The sequence below is a fragment of the Aeromonas sp. R3-1 genome (genome assembly GCF_040908345.1).
Classification (GTDB): Bacteria; Pseudomonadota; Gammaproteobacteria; order Enterobacterales; family Aeromonadaceae; genus Aeromonas; species Aeromonas veronii.
Window position 1 is genome coordinate 1 of record NZ_JBFODN010000097.1, and the last position, 6,040, is coordinate 6,040.

Consider the following 6,040-nt stretch of genomic DNA (forward strand, 5'->3'; position numbering starts at 1 on the left):
GGCAGCGGGTAGTAGATCAACAGCGCGTCATCCACCAGCAGATCCGTCATCTCCTTGTGGGTCAGCTGCTCGCTGCGCAGCTCGCTCACCCCGCGGCAGAAGAGATCGAAGCGGCCCCGCGCCACCATTTTGAACAGTTTCTCGTACCCCTCCACCTCCACCACCTCCATCCCGGCGTAACGCAGGATGTCCACATCCAGCCACCCCTTGCCCTGACCAAAGGTGAACTGCCGCAGCCCCTTGAGATCGGTCACTTTGCTAACAGCCGCCTTTTGCTGCGGGCTGACAAAACAGATGCGGTAGCTGACGATCCCCAGATGGATGGGAAAACGGACATAGGCGAGCCCCAGATCCTCGCGGGTGCTGCTGTAGCTGTCCATTACAAAGAGGTTGGGATAGCTGTCGAGCTGCATGCTGACCCGCTCGCGCGCCTTGGTCATGGGCGGCGCAGGCTCCAGCAGATAGTCGCCAAACTGGTCGCGGGTCTTGTCGAGGGCGAGCCGCAGCAGCTCCCGATCATAAGTAGTGCGCGGATCCCGCTCGCTCTCCGGGCTGATATAGGTAAACCGGGTGGCCGCCTGTCCGGTCAGCGACAACATGCAGAGCAGAGCGGCAGCAAGCAGATGCAGGGGTGACATAAACCGCGCCTTGGCTGAAGGGGTACTTTCAGTGTAGCCCTGAGCGTGGGCACCCCACCTTGGCGCGGCCTGTGCGAGGATAAGCAACACGACAAACAGGGGGACGCGGGCAGATATCCTCACGAGTCACATCGCCTCCGGGCCACCACAGGCCCGGAGGGCAGGTTCACACCGTGCCCGGCACTACTCTTCGCCGATAGGTGCGGCGATCCACTTCATCAGCGTCAGCATATCCTGCGGCGCCACACCGACCGAGAGGCCGCGCTTGCCGCCGCTCACCAGGATCTCGTCAAACTGCAGCGCCGACTCATCGAGTACGGTGGGCAGCAATTTCTTCTGGGCCAGCGGGCTGATGCCGCCCACCTTGTAACCAGTCAGCTTCTCCGCTTCCGCCGGTTTCATCATCTCCACCTTCTTGAGGCCGGTCGCCTTGGCCAGCTGCTTCAGACTGCACATACCGGATGAGGGAACGATGGCCACCACCGCCTGCTTGTCGTGATGGGCAACCAGAGTCTTGAACACCTGCGCCTCCGGCAGCCCGAGCTGGGTCGCGGCATGCTTGCCGAAATCGTCGTGGGCTTCGCACTCGTAGGGGTAGAGCTTGTGGGAAATTTTGAGCTTCTTCAGCAGGTTGATGGCAGGAGTCATGATGGTTGCCTTGAATCGAATCGCATAAAAACAAGGCCAAACAGTCTGCGCCTCACTCTGGGGTGATGCAAGGGGGGGATGGAAGTTGCAAGGGCCATTGACTGGCCGCCATACCATGCACGCTTGGTGGCGAGCGACCAGAGCACTTGACCAGACAGAGTCCAAACGGGTATTGCTTTAACCCTTTGCCGCCGCCACAACCCATACCGCAGGAGCCCATATGCAACTCACCCCACCCCAACCGCCTCAGGACGATGATGTTGAAGCGCTGCGCATTGGCCTGACGGGCTACAACGTAAGCCAGGCAGGCCCTCAACTGTACGAACTTCGGCGCGAGCGGATCGCCAGCTTTATCAAGGATAAAGAGGGCAAGGTACACGGCGGTATCATCGCCGACATCAAGTGGGGCTGGCTGCACGTCGACTGGCTCTGGATCGACGAAAGCATCCGCCGCGATGGCTGGGGCGGCCGCCTGCTCGGTGCCATGGAGCAGTACGCCCAAAGCCAGGGCATCAGCAACTACCATCTGGAAACCACCAGTTTTCAGGCCCTTCCCTTCTACCAAAAGCAGGGTTACGAGGTCTTTGGCCAACTGCCCGATATGCCGCCGGGGCATATCAGTTACTTTCTGAAAAAGCAGGATAAGTGATGAGATTCCAGCGCCTTGCCAACGCCAATATCGTGATCCGCCCGTTCAAAGCGGACGATGCCGACGAGTTTGTCCGCGCGGCCCACGAATCGATCGAGACGGTCGGCAAATGGATGAGCTGGTGCTCCCCTTCATTTACCCGGGAAAGTGCACTGGCGTGGTTTGCCAGCTGCGATCAGGATTGTGCGGCGGGACGCTCCTTTGACATGGGCATCTTCTGCGCCACCAACGGCCAACTGCTGGGTGGCGCAGGAATCAACCAGCTGTCGCCCCATCATCGTTACGGCAATATCGGCTATTGGGTACGCCAATCCCGCCAAGGCTGCGGCATCGCCCGACAGGCGGTCGCCCTGCTCCGTGACTTTGGCTTTCAGCAGTTAGGACTATTTCGGCTAGAGATCGTGATGGGGGTTGGCAACAACGCCAGCGAAGCTGTTGCTATGGCCGCAGAGGCAACCTTTGAGTGCCGGGCTAGAAATCGCATCTTTCTTCATGGCCAACCTATGGATGCACATATCTATGCCCTTGTTCCCGCAGGCTGATATCTGTCAGGACGTAGCCTGTAGCGCTATCTAAATTGAGGCAGCATGTAACCTGAGTCAAAAAATTACTATGGACCGGTCGCCATTACGGAAATTACTGAATGACCGATTTACTCAAGATTCACAACAAGTCTATAAAAGTTCCCTACGGGTCTCCACAAGAGTAAACTCTCTCACATACAAATAGCATTTTAATTTTTTAAAACTAATAAACAGGACTGAAACTGTGGCCAAACAACCTAACACGGTAAAAACCATTACAGGGCAAACTATAAACTCCATAAATATTAAAAAATTAAAATGCCTAAACGATTTAAATGAGTTGACATTTACCCCTCATGCATTGACCGCGATCTTAGGGCCAAATGGAAGTGGGAAATCATCCATCTTACATGCCCTCGCAGGTGTCTATATGCCAGAAAAGGACTTTCCAGGCGAAGACAACAAACTAGGTGATTTTTTTCCTAGAAGTCCAGATTCAGAGTGGAATGGCAGTAGTTTTTTAATTTCTATGTCATATAGGAGAGGAAGAGAATTAATAGATGATGAGAAAAAAAGCTATGGAAAATCTGAGGCTAGAGGTTCAAGATGGGTTCCAATATACGCTAGACGTCCGTTAAGAGAAGTTTATTATCTTGGAATAGATAAGTGTGTCCCAATGATTGAATCAGAGAAAAAGAACTCTGTGCAATATGTGACATCAAATGTAACCAACGCTTTAGTGGAAACCATCCTGAATAAAGCATCTCAAATTTTAAACAAAAGATATACATCTCTAAATAGCCATCTCCAGCCGAATGGAAAAAAGATGATCGGTGTAGAAGCGAATGGGATGAGGTATTCATCTCTCAGCATGAGCGCTGGTGAGCAAAAGATATTTTTAATTCTTGAGACCGTGTTAAAAGCTGATAAATACGCTTTGATTTTAATTGATGAAATTGACTTATTGCTACATGATAGCGCACTGAAAAGACTTATAGCTGTTCTTTCTCAGCATGCAACAGAAAATAAAATACAAATAATTTTTACAACTCACAGAGAAGTAATAACCACCATGTCGCACATGGTTAACATTAGACATATATTGAATTTTTCTGATAGAACATATTGTTTCGAAGATACTAAGCCAGATTCAATAACTCGTCTAACTGGGGAGAGAAGGACCTCCGTAGAAATCTATGTTGAGGATGATGTAGCTGCTGCGGTTGTAAGTAAATTATGCTCATCCCTCAAGGCATCCAAGCATGTTCAGATTATAAAATATGGTGCCTCATCTAACGCCTTCACAATTTTAGGCGGGGCTTTACTTAGAGGTGAAGATGTTAGTAAAAATATATATGTATTAGATGGTGATGTTTGTCGTCTACGGGCACAAAAAGAAAACGCCATCAAAAAAGTAATTACTGGCAATGATCAAAGAGCTATTGACCTGAGAGCTAGAGCTTTAGAAAAAATTTCAGAGTTTACTTTGCCTGAGGAGTTCAATCCAGAGCGATACATTCACTCTATGCTTGTTGAAATTAATGGCAATGAGTTGGGTAACGATTACCAAGAAATAGTAGATATCGCAAGAACTATTATTTTTGAACAAGACTCACATAACTATGTAACGCAAATAATTAACTTCTTGGGAATTGAACGCTCCGTAGGTTTAACTCGGATTGTAGACCTTGCATCTAAACATCCTTCATGGGCGCGTTTCACTTCTCAAGTTGTTGAATGGCTCACCCCAATAATCGAAGATTTAAGAGAAATAGATGCTTAAATGTCGTCCTCACAGGGTGTATTACCATAGGGTGCAATAAGCGAAGTGAATTGCACCCTACGACCACTCCCTGAGGTTATGGCGGGCAGGGTTTTGGTTCCCCCTCTTATTCGCTGAGGCGAGTCCGCTTGTCCAGGCCGCGAGACAGGATGTCGAGCGAGCGGCGCCGGGCCATGGATGGCCCGTCGGCGCGTGCCGTCGGACAAGCGGGTGAGCCGAAGGAACCCGACGAAGTCGGGCGAATTAGCGGGGGTGGCCTTTCTTTTGGTGACTTTTCTTTGGCCACGCAAAGAAAAGTTACTCGCCCAAGCCCGAAGGGCGGGCGAAACCCCTTCGAGGCCAACGGCCTCGCGTCCTGCTCGGCGTAGCCGAGCCATCCATCCCCACATAACAAAGCGGACGATTACGCCTAACGGCTAATCGACCCTACGATTGCACGGCGCAGCCGTACCTGCTTGCCACAGGCACGGAGTCTGGCTGGACGCCGGTTGCCACCGGCAAAGGGGGGCATGGCCGCCCCTATCGGCCCAAAAACGGTTCCCAATCCTTGAACACCGGCTGCAACCCCGCCTGCCGCACGGCGGCGGCCACTTCCCCCACCGGGCGGTCGTCGTGGATGGCGAACTGCTCCAGCTCCTCTGCATCCCCCTCGGCATAGCCACCCGGCTGGGTGCGCGACTCGGCCGACATCTGGGTGATGCCAAGGCGCACCGCGCCGTTGCGAAACGTGGCCGACTCGCGGGTGGAGAGGGACAAGTCCAGGGTCGGCGAGAAGAGGCGCCAGGCGCAGATAAGCTGGGCCAGCTGGCGATCCGACATGACCACGGCAGGCTCCAGCCCGCCGGTGCAGGGGCGCAGGCGCGGGAAGGAGAGCGAATAGCGGCTCTGCCAGTGGTGGCGCTCAAGCCAGCTCAGGTGCTCGGCGACAAAGTAGCTGTCGGCGCGCCAGTCCGAGGAGAGACCGATGAGCGCCCCCAACCCGATTTTGTCGATACCGGCACGGCCGAGCCGATCCGGCGTGGCGAGGCGCCATGCGATGTCCCGCTTGTTGCCGCGCAGATGGTGGCGGGCGTAGGTGGCGGCGTGGTAGGTCTCCTGATAGACCATGACGGCGTCGAGGCCGAGGGTTTTCAGCTCGGCATACTCGGCCTGCGAGAGGGGCTGCACCTCCATCCCCACCGTGCTGAAGTGGCGGCGAATGATGGGCATCACCTCGCGAAAATAGGCGAGCCCCACCTTGTGCTCGTGCTCGCCGGTCACCAGCAGCACGCTGTCAAAACCGCGCGCCTTGATGGCCAGACACTCGCGCTCAATCTCCTCTGCATTCAAGGTCTTGCGCTTGAGGCGGTTGCTCATGGAGAAACCGCAGTAGGTGCAGTCGTTGGCGCAGAGGTTCGACAGATAGAGCGGCACATAGAAGCCGATGGTGTTGCCAAAGCGCTGGCGGGTCAGCCGCTCGGCCTCGGCTGCCATCTGCGGCAGATAGGCTTCGGCGGCTGGGGAGATCAGCGCCATAAAATCGCTCAGGGTGCGGCGGGGGGCACTCAGGGCGCGGGCCACATCGGCGGCAGTTTTGGCGCGGATCTGCATGCCGATATCGTCCCAATCCAGCTCCTGCCAACGATTGGCAAAATCCAACCCCCTCCCGGCCTCCCCCTTGGGAGGGGGAGGAGCGCAGAACTCGCCCCCTTCAAGCACCGAATCAGCCTCAGCTCTCACCCCCAGCCCCTCTCCCTTATTTTGTGAAGAGCCGAGAGGGGGGCTAAACACATCGGCCTCGTGAGAAACCGAGAAAGAG

5 protein-coding genes and 1 pseudogene are annotated in these 6,040 nt (G+C 54.5%); 3 read left to right on the forward strand and 3 right to left on the reverse strand.

Annotated features, from left to right (window positions below; all coding sequences use genetic code 11):
- Together AB5Y85_RS06345 and ybaK are read right to left on the reverse strand one after the other, a co-directional pair.
- Positions 1 to 638: pseudogene (locus AB5Y85_RS06345) on the reverse strand (hypothetical protein); the annotation flags it as partial.
- A 183-nt stretch (positions 639 to 821) separates the two neighbouring features.
- Entirely contained in the window at positions 822 to 1,286 is a 465-nt protein-coding gene (ybaK, locus tag AB5Y85_RS06350; RefSeq protein ID WP_213393459.1) for a Cys-tRNA(Pro) deacylase, read from the reverse strand.
- 220 nt (positions 1,287 to 1,506) lie between these two features.
- On the opposite strand from ybaK, the gene AB5Y85_RS06355 reads away from it, so the two are divergent.
- From AB5Y85_RS06355 to AB5Y85_RS06365, 3 genes are all read left to right on the forward strand, one after another.
- Positions 1,507 to 1,935 carry a GNAT family N-acetyltransferase gene (locus AB5Y85_RS06355; protein ID WP_236368257.1) on the forward strand — a complete coding sequence of 143 codons (429 nt, stop codon included), beginning with the start codon at positions 1,507 to 1,509 and terminating at the stop codon, positions 1,933 to 1,935.
- Positions 1,935 to 2,477 (forward strand): GNAT family N-acetyltransferase, encoded by a 543-nt coding sequence (locus AB5Y85_RS06360; protein WP_257688071.1) that lies wholly within the window; start codon positions 1,935 to 1,937, stop codon positions 2,475 to 2,477. The genes AB5Y85_RS06355 and AB5Y85_RS06360 overlap by 1 nt, the downstream gene beginning before the upstream one ends.
- A 226-nt stretch (positions 2,478 to 2,703) precedes the next feature.
- A complete protein-coding gene (locus tag AB5Y85_RS06365) occupies positions 2,704 to 4,242 on the forward strand; it encodes an ATP-binding protein (RefSeq protein WP_257687232.1) in 1,539 nt (512 codons plus the stop codon).
- Between the two features lie 519 nt (positions 4,243 to 4,761).
- Here the strand turns inward: AB5Y85_RS06365 and thiH are convergent.
- A partial coding sequence (gene thiH, locus AB5Y85_RS06370) for a 2-iminoacetate synthase ThiH (RefSeq protein ID WP_368221282.1) occupies positions 4,762 to 6,040 on the reverse strand: 1,279 nt, incomplete at its 5' end.

Coding starts and splice junctions, on each gene's coding strand:
- ybaK (WP_213393459.1), bottom strand. CDS start 1,286: ATGACTCCTGCCATCAACCTGCTGAAGAAGCTCAAAATTTCCCACAAG.
- AB5Y85_RS06355 (WP_236368257.1), top strand. CDS start 1,507: ATGCAACTCACCCCACCCCAACCGCCTCAGGACGATGATGTTGAAGCG.
- AB5Y85_RS06360 (WP_257688071.1), top strand. CDS start 1,935: ATGAGATTCCAGCGCCTTGCCAACGCCAATATCGTGATCCGCCCGTTC.